Source organism: Stenotrophomonas chelatiphaga, from assembly GCF_001431535.1.
GTDB lineage: Bacteria > Pseudomonadota > Gammaproteobacteria > Xanthomonadales > Xanthomonadaceae > Stenotrophomonas > Stenotrophomonas chelatiphaga.
Genome location: NZ_LDJK01000080.1, coordinates 1 through 13413, shown reverse-complemented (window position 1 = coordinate 13413; position 13413 = coordinate 1). Strand labels below are relative to the sequence as shown.

The following is a 13413-nucleotide window of genomic DNA, read 5'->3' as shown; positions in this document are numbered from 1 at the left end:
GGGATTCATCTGGACTGTCGTTGCTGCATCGTCAGAGGTTTGTAAGGGACAGCCCCACCTTCGACGGGTTCATGGCGGCCTGGTAGCGCCGACCCATGGTCGGCGGATGTTGGGGGAATGGGGTCTGATGGATTCCGCCGACCATGGGTCGGCGCTACCGCTTTTCATTCTTTTTCTACGCGGGTGGCAGCCACCGGAACCTGTCATGGGCCGGGCGGGGAGGCTATGCGGGGCCTTGAGCGGCAGGAGCCGCGAAGAGCTACATGGACGTACTTGCGCGTGCCCCGCAACCCCACCCCGCCCCGCCAGCCCAACAGCCCTGCCGCTTTTGACGTTGACGTTGACGTTGACGTTGCTCCTGCTTGAACAAGCAGGCCGCCGGGCCGCAGGCCCGGCATCATCACCCCTGCAGCATCACGGCACCGCGGCGGTCACCACGATCTCGACCTTCCACTCTGCATGCGCCAGCTTGGCTTCCACCGTCGCACGCGCCGGCGTCATGCCCGGCACCACCCATTCGTCCCACGCCGCGTTCATCCCATCGAAATCGGCCATGTCGGCCAGGAAGATCTCCGCCCGCAGCACGTGCTGTTTATCGCTGGCCACCTGCACCAGCAGCTTGTCGATCTCCTCCAGCACCTGGCGGGTCTGCCCGGTGATGTCCTGGCTGGTGTCCTCCGGAATCTGCCCTGACAGGTAGGCAACCTTGTTGTGGACAGTCATCTCGGACATGCGCGGACCAACATCGAAACGCTCCAACACGGGCGTGCTCCTCTTTCTGTGGACAGACCCCATTCTGGCCCACCGCGGCCGGCTTGTGGTGACGGCCAACGGCACTGCAACAGCGCAACCGCCCACCTCTAGCCAAACCTCCGGCACGGGCGCACGATGCGCAGCTTCGCGCTGTTGACGCGCCCATCGCCCGTGCGGGTCCACTTTCCTTCCATGACCGAATCCGCCCTTCCCGCCTCCCCTGCCCGCCAACGCATCAAGCGGCTGCTGACCCTGGTGTTTCCACTGCTGGTGCTGGCACTGGCGCTGCACGGACTGGCCGGCGCCTTCGACGAACATGGCTACCGCGCGGTGCGCCAGGCGTTCCGCGACCTGGGCACGGGACAGTTGCTGCTGGCCGTGTTGCTGGCCCTGGCCAGCTATGCCTGCCTGGTGGGCTTTGATGCCATCGGCCTGCGCCGCAGTGGCGTGCGCGTGCATCCGGCGCGGATCGGCATCACCGCCTTCCTGGCGCATGCGCTGGGGCAGACGGTGGGCTTTGCCGCACTGACCGGCGGCGCAGTACGACTGCGCGGCTATCGCAGCGCCGGGCTGGACCTGGCGCAGATCGGCCAGGTGGTGCTGATGAGCACGCTCGGCTTCGTGTTCGGTGCCTGGGTGCTGCTGGGCGCCGCGCTGTGCCTGGAACCGGCCGCCGCCGCACTGGCCCTGCCGCTGCGTACCGGGGTGCTGCAGGCTGGTGGTGCAGCGCTGTTGCTGGGCTATGCGGCGGCCATCGCCGCGGTAGGCCGCCAAGGGCGCACGTTCTCGTTCTTCGGCCATGCGCTGTGGTTGCCCGACCGCCGCACCATGCTGGCGGTGACCGCGCTCAGCGTGGTCGAACTGGTGCTGGCCGCCGCCGCGCTGTACGTGCTGCTGCCCGATTCCACGCCTACCGGCCTGCCCGGTTTCGTCGGCATGTACCTGGTGGCGGTGCTGGCCGGGCTGGTCTCTACCGTGCCCGCCGGATTGGGCGTGTTCGAATGGAGCCTGCTCAAGCTGCTGCCGCAGGTCGCGCCCGGGGCGGTGCTGGCCGCCGCGCTGGTCTACCGCGTCACCTACTACGTGCTGCCGTTGCTGCTGGCCACGCTGCTGGCCACCGCACCGGCACTGCGTCGTCCGCTGCGTGCCAGTGCCGGTGCCACCCGCGCCGGTTGGAAAGCACTGCGCCCGTGGCTGCCGCACATCGTCGCGCTGGCGGTGTTCAGTGTCGGCGCCGCGCTGATCGTGGACGGCACACTGCCGGCACCGCACCGGCACCTGCACACCGCCTCGCTGCCATTGCTGGAAACCTCGCACCTGCTCGGCAGCCTGGCCGGCGTGGTGCTGCTGCTGATCGGCCAGGGACTGTCGCGCCGCAGCCACGCCGCGTGGGTGCTGGCGCTGGTGATCTGCCTGGCCGCACCACTGCCGATCTGGCTGCGCGGCGGGCAGGTACTGATCGCGGTCGCCGCGCTGCTGGTCGCCGTGGCGCTGTGGACGGCACGGCGCGAGTTCTACCGCGAAGGCGCGCTGCTGGACCAGGCGTGGTCGTGGCCGTGGCTGCGCAACCTCGGGCTGGTGCTGGTGGCGGTGGTGTGGCTGCTGTTCTTCGTCTACAGCCATGTGGAATACCAGAACGAGCTGTGGTGGCAGTTCGCGCTGTCCGGCAACGCACCGCGTGCGTTGCGCGCGCTGCTGGTGGTGGCGATGGCGGTGGCGGTCTTCGGCATCGGCCGGCTGCTGCACAGCACCCGCGGACCGCTGCCGGTGGCCGACGAAGCCACCCTGCAGGCCCTGGCGCCGGTGTTGGCGGCCGCGCGCGATACCCAGGCCTGCCTGGTGCTCACCGCCGACAAGGCGGTGCTGCGCGACGAGGCCGGGCTGGGCTTTGTCATGATGCAGCGGCATGGCGGTTCGCTGATCGCGATGGGCGACCCGGTCGGGCCGCCGGACGTAGCCCGCACCCTGATCTGGCGCTTCCGCGAAGAAGCGGACCGCCTTGGCCTGCGGCCGGTGTTCTACCAGGTGGGCGAAGCCTACTGGCAGACCTATCTGGAACTGGGACTGGGCCTGGTCAAACTCGGCGAAGAGGCGATGGTGCCGCTGCAGGAGTTCACCCTGGAAGGGCGCGACCGCGCCGACCTGCGGCAAGCCTGGAACCGCGGCAAACGCAGCGGACTGCACTTCAGCGTGGCGGCAGCCGACGAGGTACCGGCACTGATCCCGGAACTGTCAGCGGTTTCCAGCGCCTGGCTGGACGACAAGGCCGGCGAGGAGAAAGGCTTCTCGCTGGGCAGCTTCGATCCAGCCTACCTGGCACGTTTCCCGGTGGCGCTGGTGGAAGTGGAAGGCCGCATCGTGGCCTTCGCCAACCTGTGGCACGCACCGGCGGGCCATGAGCTGTCGGTCGACCTGATGCGACACCTGCCCGATGCGCCGAAGGGCACGATGGACTTCCTGTTCATCGAGCTGTTCCTGTGGGGACGCGAGCGCGGCGATACCCGGTTCTCGCTGGGCATGGCGCCGCTGTCCGGGCTGGCCAGCCATCGCCTGGCCAGCCGCTGGTCACGCGTGGCCTCGCTGGTGGCACGCCATGGCGAGCGCTTCTATGGCTTCAGCGGCCTGCGCCGCTTCAAATCCAAATTCGCCCCGCAGTGGCGGCCGCGCTACCTCGCCGCGCCCGGTGGCGTGCACCTGCCGGCCGCGTTGCTCGATGCCACCCGCCTGATTTCACTCGAGCCGCGCCACTAGCGGGCAGCAGCGTTGAGGATCTCCCGCGCAAGGCGGTCGTGGTCACCGTTGAAATGGTGGTCACCCGGCAACTGCAGCACGCGCACGCCCGGCGGCAGCTCCGGGCACAGGGCGTCGGCGTCTTTCTGCCCGTAAACACACAGGGTCCTGTCGGCAGGCAGGCGCGCGATCTGCGGCGCGATCGGCAGGCCGTCATCGTTGCTGCCCAACCAGTTGCTGACATGGAATTCGAAATCGGCGGTGCGCCCCACCGACAGCAGCGCGATCAGTTCCACCTGCGATCGCAGCGCCGGTGCCAGCTGGTTGATGCTGGCTGGCAGTACGTCGGCACCTTGGGAAAAGCCGATCAGCAGCAGCTTCGGACGCTGCCAGCGCTGGCGGTAGTAGTCGGCGATGCGGGTCAGGTCGGCGGCAAAGCCGGCCGGCGTACGCGCGCTCCAGAAATACCGCAGCGAGTCCACTCCGACCACCGACACGCCCTGCGCGGCCAACGCCGCGGCAACGTCCTTGTCCAGCCCCGCCCAGCCGCCATCGCCGGACACGAAGATCGCAACGGTGTCTCCGGCGACGCTCGACGGCACCTCGACCACGGGCAGGCCACCGAGGTCCTTCGGGGCGGGTGCCACGTTGACGCCGGGGGCTTCGCCCAGCACCCGCGCCGCAGCCAGCAGGCCAGGCAGCGCATCGCCGCCAGCGGTACGGCGGAAGCTGCGTGCTGAAGCGATTGTCTGCTGGAAGGCACGCGCCTGCGCACCGCTGTCGGCCGCCAGCCACGGCACGGCCAGGGCGGCCGGTTCCAGCACGCCATCGACGATGCCGGCGCCACAGGCCATGCGCTGGCTGACCGCGCCCGGCTGGAAGCCGGTGGTCAACACACCGGCGAACACGCCCTCCCCAGCCTGCGCGGCCAGCACATAGGCGAACCGGGCGCCGTCGCCGTCACCGGCCAGCAAGGGCAGGCGATAGCCCGGCAGGTGCAGCCACGCCTGCAGCCAGCGCGAGAAATTCTCCACGTCGCCTGCACCGAACGCGCAGGCAGCACTGCCTTCGCGCTTCAGGGCGTCCTGCAGCTGTCCCATATCGACCGGCACCACCAGTGCGCCGGCCGCGCGCAGGGCCTCGCGTTCGCGCTGCGCCGCTGAGGCCTTGCCAGGTGCATGGAACCACACCACCACGCGCTGCACCGGGCCTTGCGGCTGCTGCACCGGTACCTGCTGGAACCTGCCATGGCTGGCCGGTTGCACCGGCTGTGCGGCGGCCACGCAGGGCGCCAGCACACACCACGCCAACAGCGCCCGCGCGTAATTCCCACCTGACCGCATGCAGCACTCCCCTCGCCTTTGATGTGCGCCCACGATACGCCCGGCAGCTGCCAAGGTGGTGTGCCGGGACGGGCGTGCGATCAGCGCGCGTTGCGCGCGTGGCGCCAGCCGGACCACGCCAGCCACAGCAGCCAACCGACGATCACCACGATCACCAGTTTCTGGCCTGCCCCGCGCGGCGGATCCCGCCACAGCACGTGCAGCCACAACAGCACGAAGGCCAGCCACGCCCACCACCACAGCACCGTCGCCGCGCGCATCCAGCCGGGTTCGCGACGCAGGTACCAGGACTGCAGCAGCATCGCCACGCTGGCGCACAGGAAGGCGGTCATGGCCGAAAGGCCGTGCACCAGCGGCCACGCAAGCGGGGCCCGCTCGGGCAGCCAGCTGTCGCCGACCGCGACGCCGGCCAGGCCCAGTCCGGCACACGCGAACAGCAGTGCTGCGGCGCCACTGCGGCGCGGACCGCGCAGGTGCCGGTACATCGACAGCCCGAGTACCACGATGGCCACCGCCAGCAGGCAGTAAGCCGTGCGCAGCGCCAGCCCCCAGGGCCCGTGCAAGTACAGGCTCAGGGTAGCGGTGATCCAGTCAAGGTCAGCGCGTGCGAACTGGGTCCACAGGGCGGTCGCCAGGAACAGCAGCAACGCTACCATCGCAACGCCACTGGTCCAGCGCAGGCCGCGTGCGCGGTTCATCGCCCGTCCGCCTCCGGATGCCGCAGCAACCACGCCGCCAGCGCCTGCCGATAGCGTTGCAGCTCTTCGCTGTACAGGTCGAGCACGCACAGCGGGCAACCACTGCCACAGCATTCGTTGGGACCGGGCGCTTCCGGCGGTATCGGACGGGGATCGGGATCAGTCACGCAATCAGGCCAACAGGACAGGCCGCCAGTGTAGCGGCCGCTGTCAGGGCCCGGCCACCCGCAGCAGGTTGGCCCGTGCCGGTGCGTCGAAATGCTGGTGGAACAGATCGCTGAGGTAGATGCGTGGCTGCCGCGCCAGGTTGCGCAGGAAGCGGCGACGGCCGGCACGGTACAGGAACGCCGGCACGCTGCCGGCGTACTCTTCGGCCACGCCGCGGTCATAGGCATCGAACACCGCTTCCGGCGCGCCGAGGATGGCCATGTCGCAGTCCAGGAACAGCGCCGCCTCGTGGTCGACGTCGCCGGGTTGCAGGCTGCCGTGGCGTGCGGTCAGCAGGATCAGTTCGCGCACCCGCGCCACGTCGATGCCCGCATCAGGCAACCAGTGCGCGATGGCTTCGCCGGCCAGGTCGGCAGAGCGCGCTTCGTTGTCCTTGCGCCCGCTTTCGTAGATCGCATCGTGGTACAGCACCGCCAGATAGACCTCGCGCGGCTGCTGCCACGGCGCCTGCGCGGCAACCCACTGCGCGTGCTGCAGCAAGGCGCGCACATGGCCGAAGTGGTGGTAGGCACGCGGCGGTGTCGCGTAGCTGTCCTGCACTGCGTCCCACTGCCCGGCAGGCAGGATGATCGGCTGGAATTCCATGCGCTCAGGATGGGCCAGCGAGCCGCCGCGACGCAAGCACTGGTCATTCTTTCACCACCTGTTCACGGCGCCTGCAACGAAAGGGCCGCTGCCACTTATGCACAGCTTTCTCCGCGCATGGTCCACACCCGCTGTGGATGACCGGCCGGCATCCGACCAGCGGTGCAGCGGCAGGCAGGCGCGGCGCTATGCTCATGGTCGTGGCGCATGCCGCGCCCGCGGAGAATGGCGATGACCCGCCCGTTGCTGTCCGTGTTGGTGGCGTTGGCCACGCTTGCACTGGCCGCCGCGCCGGTGATGGCGCAGGCATCGCTGCAGGCGCCTGACGCTGCGTCGCAGGGCGCGCCGCCGATGGATGCCCCGCCCCCCTCCCCTGCGGAGGTACTGGCCATCCCGCCGGCACTGGCCGCGCTGCTGCAGGCCCGCGTCATCGATCCCGGCGGCGGCCGCGGACCGCAGTTGCATCGACTGGCGGAGATGATCTTCGACCGCGACGGCATGGACCTGCAGTACGACGCCGCGGCGACCTACACCATCGAAGAGACGTGGCAGCATCGTCGCGCCAACTGCCTGTCCTTCACCCTGCTGTTCGTCACCCTGGCGCGCCATATCGGCATCCAGGCGCAGGTCCAGGAAGTGGCCCAGGTGGTGTCCTGGTACCAGGATGCCGGTGTGCTCTACAACGTCGGCCACGTCAACGCGGGCATCGAATTCAACGGCCGACGCGGCACCGTCGACCTGGACCGCAATGTGCTGTACGACCGCGACGGCCCGCGGCCGATCACTGATGCGCGGGCGCTTGCCCACTTCTACAACAACCGCGGTGCCGAACGGATGGAAGCCGGCGACGTGGCAGGCGCGCGTGCCTGGTATGCCGCGGCCCTGCAGCAGGCCACGGACTTCCCGTCTGCGCTGAACAACCTCGGGGTACTGGAAACACGCCAGGGCAACCTGGCGCTGGCGCGGCAGCATTACGCTGAAGCCCTGCGCATCGCACCACGCAATCCGGCCAGCCTGGCCAATGCCAGCAACCTTCTGCTGCGGCTCGGTGAGCCCACGGCGGCGGCACGCCTGCAGGCCCGCCTGCGCAGCGTGCGGCAGAGCGATCCGTTCTTCCAATATGTGCTGGGCACCCAGGCCGAGCGTGCCGGTGATGCCAACGGGGCCATCACCTATTACCGGCGTGCGCTGCGCCTGTACGACAGCGCCCACCAGTTCCACTTCGCGCTCGCCCGTGCCTACCTGATGGCCGGCCAGCTCGAACGCGCCGATGGCGAACTGGCACGCGCCCAGGCGCTGGGCGGTGCGGCCCTGCAATCGCGTTACCAGGACAAGCTGGACAGCCTGCAGCGCTGGCGCCGGCAACAGGCCAGCGCGCGGCTGGGCCGCTGAGCCATCAGGCCTTCTTGAGGAAGCAGGTCTTCAGCACCAGACCCTTGATCTTGTCCGAATTGCCTTCGATGTGCTCGGCATCGTCTTCCACCAGGCGGATGTTGCGGATCACCGTGCCCTGCTTGAGCGGGATCGACGAACCCTTGACCTTCAGGTCCTTGATCACCGTGACCGTGTCACCGGCGGCCAGCACGTTGCCGTTGCTGTCCCGCACCACCACGCCGGAACCGTCACCTTCCTCGGCCGTCCACTCGAAGCCGCAGTCGGCGCAGATCATCAGGGCGCCATCGGCATAGGTGTTTTCAAGCGTGCATTGCGGGCAGGCGGGGGCGCTGGACATCGGGGACAACCTGGTTGTAGTTCAACAGCGGCCATTGTAACCGCCCGCCCCTGCGGACCGGCCCTACCGCTGGGCCGGCCGGCGCGCTACAGTGCGCGGCCCTCGAAACAGCGGAACCCCACCATGCGCCTGGGCATCGACTTCGGCACCAGCAACTCCGCCGCAGCCATCGTCCGCGATGGTCAGGTACAGCCGATCCGTTTCGGCGATGCCGATCAGTTCCGGACATCGGTGTACTTCCCCGGCATCATGCAGGACCCCGGTGAATTCAAGCTGGAACCGGGGCAGGAACATGAGCTGCAGGCACTGATCGACGCCGCCGCCGCCCAGGCGCGCGCCAACGGCCAGGCGCGTCCGCTGGAAGCGCTGCGCCGCGAAGCGCTGCTGTCGCTGCGCCGGCAATGGATGGAAAAGCGCATGGCCGAGCCGCGCAGTTCCAGCCAGCTGCTGCAGAACGCGGTGTATGGCGATGATGCGCTGGAAGCCTACTTCGAGGAAAACGAAGGCAACCTGGTGCAGAGCCCGAAATCGATGCTGGGCTACAACCTGCATCCGCGCGCTCGCCAGACCATCACCGGCATCGCCACCCACATCCTGGAACACATCCGGCTGACCGCCAGCGCCCAGCTGGGCGCACCGGTGCGCGACGCCCTGCTCGGCCGCCCGGTGCAGTTCCGCAGCTCGATCGGCGATGCCGGCAACGAGCAGGCACTGGCGATCCTGCGCGAAGCCGCGCTGGCCGCCGGTTTCGACGAAGTGGCCTTCATGGAAGAGCCCGCTGCGGCGGCGATGCACTACCACGCCACCAGCGCGCAGCCGCACGAGGCGATCATCGTGGACATCGGCGGCGGCACCACCGACATCGCCCATGCCCGCGTGGGCGGGGGCGAGCCGCCGCGCATCCACCGCGCCTGGGGCATCGCCCGCGGCGGTACCGATATCGACCTGGCGCTCAGCCTGGCCGCCTACATGCCACTGTTCGGCCGCGGCATCACCCGGGTGCCCACCCACCACTACGTGGAAGCGGCGATGGTGCAGGACATGACCCGCCAGCGTGACTTCCGCCAGCACAGCTACGACCACGTCGAAGACCCGTATGGCAGCCGCCTGCAGGCGCTGCAGGACACCGGCAACACCGCCCGCCTGTACCGCGAAGTGGAGCGTGCCAAGATCAGTCTCAGCGGAACCGCCGAGCATGCCAGTCCGCTGCCGTTCATCGAGAAAGGCCTGCAGGTGGAAACCTCCGCAGAGGGCCTGGGCCAGGCCGCGCACGGCTACCTTGGCCAGCTGCGCGAGCTGCTCGACCAGGTCCGCCAGGACATCGGCCAGGCCCCGGATGCGGTGTTCATGACCGGCGGCATGTCCCGCGCGGGCTACCTGCGCCAGGCCGCCGCCGATGCCTTCCCGACCGCCCGCCAGGTCCATGGCGATGCCTCCTTCGGGGTCGTGCAGGGCCTCGCGCTGGCGGCAGCGGGCTCGCATTAACATATCTCCGCACGATCCGCGTTAAACTCGACCGGCTTGACATTCACCTGCGCTTTCAGCTTGCGCGCTGCCTTCGTGGCGCGCGCAGCGCGTCCCAGTGCGCAGCCGCCCGCCTGCGGGCCCTGTGGCCATGCTTTCCTTGGCTCTGCCATGACCACGTACCCGCTCCGAGCCGCGATCGAGACCATCTTTGGGCATTACGAAGGCCCACGAGGCCTTACAAACTGAGCAGCCCCCGGCCTCCATCGACTGCCGTCGCTGTGACGCGGTGTGCTGCCGGATGCCGGTGTGGTTGATGCCAGGCGATGACGTCCCCATCTGGTTCGTTGAAAGCGACGGCCACGGCGGCCGCCGCATGGCGCAGAACGAAGAAGGCTGGTGCGCAGCCATCGACCCGTACCACCTGCGTTGTTCCATCTACACGCAGCGTCCCGCCATCTGCCGCCAGTTCGAGATGGGCGGCGATGACTGCCAGCGTGAACGGCAGGACTATCAGCACCAGGCCCTTGCCTGGAACCCTCCCCACCCTTCCACCTGACAGGAGCACCCATGCCCCGCAAGGCAAAGACCCCCGCGAAGGCCAGCAACACCATCCGCAACGAGCGTAAGGCCGGTTCATCGTCCACGCCCAGCAGCAACAGCATCGCCGCCGACCTGGCCGCGTTCCGCAAGGCCGGCGGCAAGATCGAAGTCCTCGGCAACACCTGGTCGCTGAAGAAAGCCAGCTGACCGCGTCGGCGACCGCGGCGGCATCACCGCCGCGGCCGGCCAAGCCTGGCCCCTGCCAACGGGTCAGCGATCCAGCCGGACCCGCACGCCACCGGAATGCGATTCCAGGCTGATGTCCCCATCGCCATTGCCCAACCGGGTATCCAGCGAGCTGCCAGGACCGTAGCGCGGCCGTTCCACCTTGCCCGCGTCACTCTGGATGGAACCGCTGAAACTGTTGACCGACAGCTGCGCGGAAACGTTGCGCGGCAGGTGCAGCGAGATCGGCGCACTGACCGATTCCACGCTGATCCGCCCGCCCGGCGCCAATGCCGCCGCGGACAGCTCCACCGTCCCCGATACGGTTTCCACCACCATGCGCTGCGTGCGGCCGGCCTCCACGCCAACCCGGCCGGACACCGAGGTGGCGCCGATTTCGCCGGACAGCCCACCACCGGCCCGGATGCTGCCACTCACCGTGCGCGCGTCGATCCGCGTGGTCTGCAACTGCGCATCGACATCACCGCTGACGGTGTTGAGCGTGCTCTCGCCGCTGCGACCGGCGGCGCGCAGATCCCCGCTGACCGTGTTCGCCTGCAGGCGCTTGACGTCGATCGCGCTGATGTCCAGGTCGGCGCTCACCGTACCCAGCTGCAGCTCCACCGCACGTGGCACGCGCAGTTCCAGGGTGGCGCCGCCGCTGTTGTTGCGCCGTGGGTACTGCACTTCCCAGCGCACCCGGTTCGCGCTTTTTTCCTGCTTCAGGGTCAGTCCGTCGGGGAGCGTGCCGGTGAGCTGCACCTCGTTGCGGTCCCAGCCGCGTACCACCACCTTGCCGGCGACATTACTCAATTCGACCCGTCCACCACTGGCGATGGCGTGGCGCTCATCGACGCGGGTGTCCGCCCACGCCGGCAGGGACAGCAACGCCAGGGCGGCGAACGGCAGCGCGCGGCGCGGGAAACAAACGTTCATGGTCATGGTTCTCCTGGTGGATCGGATCAGCTGGGCAGGCCGGTAGCGGACGTCGCCGCCTGCCGGGTCAGTTCAAGCCGCAGCGCGTAAGTGCGCTGCAGCTGTTCAAGCAGGTGGCGCGAACGCGGGCTCTGCGCCAGCGCGGCATGGATCTGGTCGGCACTGTCGTCCAGCTCGCGCAGCGCCGGGCGCCACTCCGGCGCATCGACCCGCGGCAGCGCCGCGATGGCCTGCTGGTAGTCGGCGCTCATCGCGCTGGCCTGCTGCTGCAGCACGCTGGGCGCAGCCGGCGCCTGCGATGGCAGCTGCATCGTCAGCGGCACCACCCAGTACAAGGCAATGCTCGCGGCCAATGCCGCGCCGGCCGGCAATGCCCAGCGCAGGCGGCGGCGCGCGGAGCGGCCGTGGGCCAGCGTGCGCGGCGGCGTGGCCACGATCGGCGGCCGCGGCGGCAGCGCAGCCTGCAACCGTATCCAGCCATCACTTGGCGGCGCCAGCTCCCTTGGCAGCGCGCGCAGGCGCTGCTGCAGCGCGTCGTCGGTGTCGTCGGTGTCGTCGGTCCTGCGGGGGGTTTCGTGGTTCATGTCATGTCTCCCAGGCGCGCGCGCAACAGGCCGCGTGCTCGATGCAACTGTGCCTTCGAACTGCCGACCGCCATCTGCAGCTGTTCGGCGATCTCACTGTGTTTCCAGCCTTCGATGTCGTGCAGCACCAGCACCGCGCGGGCGCGCGGCGGCAGCGTGGCCAGCACCCGCTCCAGGTCGCGTTCGGTCCCGGCGCAGCGGTCATGTACCTGCATTTCCGGCAGATCCAGGTCCGCATCGTCCAGGCTGTCGTGGGCCTGGTTTCCGCGCGCGCGCAGCTCCATCAATGCGGCGTTGACCGCAAGTCGATGCAGCCAGGTGGCAACGCTGCTGTCCATCCGGAACGCCGGCAGCGCTTTCCATGCCTGCAAAAACGCTTCCTGCAGCGCATCTTCGGCACGTGCCTGCTGGCCGCCGCACAACCGCCACACCACCGCGAACAGGCGCGGCGCATGCCGCCGGTACAGCTGCTCGTAGGCCGCGACGTCGCCCGCGGCCGCAGCACGCACCATCTCCGGCTCGTCATGGGCAGGCAGGGGGGTGTCCAGTGCTGGCGTGAGCGTGTCGAGCATGACCCTTGGATGCGGCGCCTGCAGAAAAGGTTTAAAGCGGTTGACCGTCGATTGCCTTTAAACCTTCCGGCAACCGCGTGCATCCAAGCCAGGTACCCAGCGGCCACCCGGCCACGGAGAAGCCCCATGTCCACCCCCGCCGCCAGCGGCCTGCTCGCCATCCTCGTCTGCGGCCTGCTGCAGGGCAATCCCCTGCAGCTGCAGGTGCGCCTGCACGGCAACCGCGCCTGCCTGCTGCAGCAGGGCGCCGTGGCGGCCTGCATGGGGCTGCCTGATGCGATGACGATGGTCGATCCCCGCACCGGGCGCAGGTAACATCGACCTCCCCCTGCGTTACCGGATGTCTGTTTGATGGAAAAGTACCTGCCGCCGTGGGCCCATGCCTGGCTGGAACAAGCCGAGACCGCCCTGCTGGTGCTGGCCACCCTGCTGGCCGCCTGGCTGGTGAAGCTGGTCGTGCGCCGGCTGATCCGCCGCTTCGCCGCGCACTACACGCTTCCCCCTGAAATGGTGATGGGCGCGCGCCGGATCACCACCTTCGTCATCTACTTCGCTGCGCTGCTGGTGATCCTGCACATCCTCGGCACGTCGGGCGCGGTGCTGTGGACGGCGTTCACCGGCTTTGCGGCGGTGGGCGCGGTGGCGTTCTTCGCGGCCTGGAGCGTGCTGTCGAACATCTTCTGCACGCTGCTGATCTTCACCACGCGGCCGTTCCGCCTGCACGATTACATCGAAGTGCTGGAGAACGGCGAGAAGCCGGGGCTGAAGGGTCGGGTGATCGATGTGAACCTGATCTACACCACGCTGCAGGAAACCGGTGAGGGACACGAAGGGACGGTGCTGCAGTTGCCGAACAATCTGTTTTTCCAGCGCACCGTGCGGCGGTGGCGGGATCCGTCGACGGCGCCGGGTGGGATACAGGGCGACGGTTGAGGGTTGGCGAACGGGTGAGACCCCCTCGCGGGTGGCTGAAAGCCGCAGCGGGAAGTGGGCCGGGCGATGGGGCTGGGCGGGGGACGG

At 68.9% G+C, this 13413-nt stretch carries 16 protein-coding genes; 7 read left to right on the top strand and 9 right to left on the bottom strand.

Going from position 1 to position 13413, the window contains the following annotated elements:
• Nucleotides 1-414: 414 nt before the first annotated feature.
• On the bottom strand, nucleotides 415-762 hold the full coding sequence (locus ABB28_RS15190; protein ID WP_057687216.1) for a RidA family protein: 348 nt from the start codon (nucleotides 760-762) through the stop codon (nucleotides 415-417).
• A 183-nt stretch (nucleotides 763-945) separates the two neighbouring features.
• On the opposite strand from ABB28_RS15190, the gene mprF reads away from it, so the two are divergent.
• Complete coding sequence (gene mprF / locus ABB28_RS15185) at nucleotides 946-3504, top strand: bifunctional lysylphosphatidylglycerol flippase/synthetase MprF (RefSeq protein ID WP_057687215.1); 2559 nt, start codon at nucleotides 946-948, stop codon at nucleotides 3502-3504.
• Here mprF and ABB28_RS15180 read toward each other — a convergent pair.
• The 4 genes from ABB28_RS15180 to ABB28_RS15170 all read right to left on the bottom strand — a co-directional run bounded on the left by ABB28_RS15180 (nucleotide 3501) and on the right by ABB28_RS15170 (nucleotide 6337).
• A complete protein-coding gene (locus ABB28_RS15180) occupies nucleotides 3501-4826 on the bottom strand; it encodes a virulence factor family protein (RefSeq protein WP_057687214.1) in 1326 nt (441 codons plus the stop codon). The two genes, mprF and ABB28_RS15180, sit on opposite strands and share 4 nt — an antisense overlap.
• A gap of 80 nt (nucleotides 4827-4906) precedes the next feature.
• On the bottom strand, nucleotides 4907-5524 hold the full coding sequence (locus tag ABB28_RS15175) for a DUF998 domain-containing protein (RefSeq protein WP_057687213.1): 618 nt from the start codon (nucleotides 5522-5524) through the stop codon (nucleotides 4907-4909).
• Complete coding sequence (locus ABB28_RS17815) at nucleotides 5521-5691, bottom strand: oxidoreductase-like domain-containing protein (protein ID WP_083492052.1); 171 nt, start codon at nucleotides 5689-5691, stop codon at nucleotides 5521-5523. The genes ABB28_RS15175 and ABB28_RS17815 overlap by 4 nt, the downstream gene beginning before the upstream one ends.
• 43 nt (nucleotides 5692-5734) lie before the next feature.
• Entirely contained in the window at nucleotides 5735-6337 is a 603-nt protein-coding gene (locus ABB28_RS15170; RefSeq protein ID WP_057687220.1) for an HD domain-containing protein, read from the bottom strand.
• Nucleotides 6338-6568: 231 nt separating this feature from the next.
• Here ABB28_RS15170 and ABB28_RS15165 point away from each other — a divergent pair, with 231 nt between their 5' ends.
• The gene (locus tag ABB28_RS15165; RefSeq protein ID WP_057687219.1) at nucleotides 6569-7729 is read left to right on the top strand and encodes a tetratricopeptide repeat protein; all 1161 of its coding nucleotides are present in this window, start codon (nucleotides 6569-6571) and stop codon (nucleotides 7727-7729) included.
• A 4-nt stretch (nucleotides 7730-7733) separates the two neighbouring features.
• Here ABB28_RS15165 and ABB28_RS15160 read toward each other — a convergent pair whose 3' ends face one another.
• The gene (locus ABB28_RS15160; protein ID WP_057687212.1) at nucleotides 7734-8069 is read right to left on the bottom strand and encodes a zinc ribbon domain-containing protein YjdM; all 336 of its coding nucleotides are present in this window, start codon (nucleotides 8067-8069) and stop codon (nucleotides 7734-7736) included.
• 123 nt (nucleotides 8070-8192) lie between these two features.
• Here ABB28_RS15160 and ABB28_RS15155 point away from each other — a divergent pair, with 123 nt between their 5' ends.
• The 3 genes from ABB28_RS15155 to ABB28_RS15145 all read left to right on the top strand — a co-directional run bounded on the left by ABB28_RS15155 (nucleotide 8193) and on the right by ABB28_RS15145 (nucleotide 10283).
• Nucleotides 8193-9554 carry an Hsp70 family protein gene (locus tag ABB28_RS15155; protein ID WP_057687211.1) on the top strand — a complete coding sequence of 454 codons (1362 nt, stop codon included), beginning with the start codon at nucleotides 8193-8195 and terminating at the stop codon, nucleotides 9552-9554.
• Between the two features lie 244 nt (nucleotides 9555-9798).
• Nucleotides 9799-10092 carry a YkgJ family cysteine cluster protein gene (locus ABB28_RS15150; protein ID WP_083492053.1) on the top strand — a complete coding sequence of 98 codons (294 nt, stop codon included), beginning with the start codon at nucleotides 9799-9801 and terminating at the stop codon, nucleotides 10090-10092.
• A gap of 11 nt (nucleotides 10093-10103) precedes the next feature.
• Nucleotides 10104-10283 carry a hypothetical protein gene (locus tag ABB28_RS15145; protein ID WP_057687210.1) on the top strand — a complete coding sequence of 60 codons (180 nt, stop codon included), beginning with the start codon at nucleotides 10104-10106 and terminating at the stop codon, nucleotides 10281-10283.
• 63 nt (nucleotides 10284-10346) lie between these two features.
• On the opposite strand, the gene ABB28_RS15140 is transcribed toward ABB28_RS15145, so the two are convergent.
• From ABB28_RS15140 to ABB28_RS15130, 3 genes are read right to left on the bottom strand one after another with little or no spacing between them, the layout of a single operon-like run.
• On the bottom strand, nucleotides 10347-11243 hold the full coding sequence (locus ABB28_RS15140; RefSeq protein WP_425479560.1) for a DUF4097 family beta strand repeat-containing protein: 897 nt from the start codon (nucleotides 11241-11243) through the stop codon (nucleotides 10347-10349).
• Nucleotides 11244-11263: 20 nt separating this feature from the next.
• Nucleotides 11264-11821, bottom strand: coding sequence for a hypothetical protein (locus ABB28_RS15135; protein WP_057687209.1), 558 nt, complete (start codon nucleotides 11819-11821; stop codon nucleotides 11264-11266).
• A complete protein-coding gene (locus ABB28_RS15130; protein ID WP_057687208.1) occupies nucleotides 11818-12393 on the bottom strand; it encodes an RNA polymerase sigma factor in 576 nt (191 codons plus the stop codon). Before ABB28_RS15130 ends, ABB28_RS15135 begins: the two co-directional genes overlap by 4 nt.
• Before the next feature lie 126 nt (nucleotides 12394-12519).
• On the opposite strand from ABB28_RS15130, the gene ABB28_RS15125 reads away from it, so the two are divergent.
• Nucleotides 12520-12708, top strand: coding sequence for a hypothetical protein (locus tag ABB28_RS15125; protein WP_057687207.1), 189 nt, complete (start codon nucleotides 12520-12522; stop codon nucleotides 12706-12708).
• Nucleotides 12709-12744: 36 nt separating this feature from the next.
• Nucleotides 12745-13326 carry a mechanosensitive ion channel family protein gene (locus ABB28_RS15120; protein ID WP_057687206.1) on the top strand — a complete coding sequence of 194 codons (582 nt, stop codon included), beginning with the start codon at nucleotides 12745-12747 and terminating at the stop codon, nucleotides 13324-13326.
• Nucleotides 13327-13413: the final 87 nt, after the last annotated feature.

What these genes read in the sequence shown, in the direction of transcription:
- ABB28_RS15145 (WP_057687210.1), top strand. Translation starts at nt 10,104, where the DNA reads ATGCCCCGCAAGGCAAAGACCCCCGCGAAGGCCAGCAACACCATCCGC.
- mprF (WP_057687215.1), top strand. Translation starts at nt 946, where the DNA reads ATGACCGAATCCGCCCTTCCCGCCTCCCCTGCCCGCCAACGCATCAAG.
- ABB28_RS15130 (WP_057687208.1), bottom strand. Translation starts at nt 12,393, where the DNA reads ATGCTCGACACGCTCACGCCAGCACTGGACACCCCCCTGCCTGCCCAT.
- ABB28_RS15165 (WP_057687219.1), top strand. Translation starts at nt 6,569, where the DNA reads ATGACCCGCCCGTTGCTGTCCGTGTTGGTGGCGTTGGCCACGCTTGCA.
- ABB28_RS15170 (WP_057687220.1), bottom strand. Translation starts at nt 6,337, where the DNA reads ATGGAATTCCAGCCGATCATCCTGCCTGCCGGGCAGTGGGACGCAGTG.
- ABB28_RS15140 (WP_425479560.1), bottom strand. Translation starts at nt 11,243, where the DNA reads ATGACCATGAACGTTTGTTTCCCGCGCCGCGCGCTGCCGTTCGCCGCC.
- ABB28_RS15180 (WP_057687214.1), bottom strand. Translation starts at nt 4,826, where the DNA reads ATGCGGTCAGGTGGGAATTACGCGCGGGCGCTGTTGGCGTGGTGTGTG.
- ABB28_RS15155 (WP_057687211.1), top strand. Translation starts at nt 8,193, where the DNA reads ATGCGCCTGGGCATCGACTTCGGCACCAGCAACTCCGCCGCAGCCATC.
- ABB28_RS15175 (WP_057687213.1), bottom strand. Translation starts at nt 5,524, where the DNA reads ATGAACCGCGCACGCGGCCTGCGCTGGACCAGTGGCGTTGCGATGGTA.
- ABB28_RS15135 (WP_057687209.1), bottom strand. Translation starts at nt 11,821, where the DNA reads ATGAACCACGAAACCCCCCGCAGGACCGACGACACCGACGACACCGAC.
- ABB28_RS15120 (WP_057687206.1), top strand. Translation starts at nt 12,745, where the DNA reads ATGGAAAAGTACCTGCCGCCGTGGGCCCATGCCTGGCTGGAACAAGCC.
- ABB28_RS15125 (WP_057687207.1), top strand. Translation starts at nt 12,520, where the DNA reads ATGTCCACCCCCGCCGCCAGCGGCCTGCTCGCCATCCTCGTCTGCGGC.
- ABB28_RS15160 (WP_057687212.1), bottom strand. Translation starts at nt 8,069, where the DNA reads ATGTCCAGCGCCCCCGCCTGCCCGCAATGCACGCTTGAAAACACCTAT.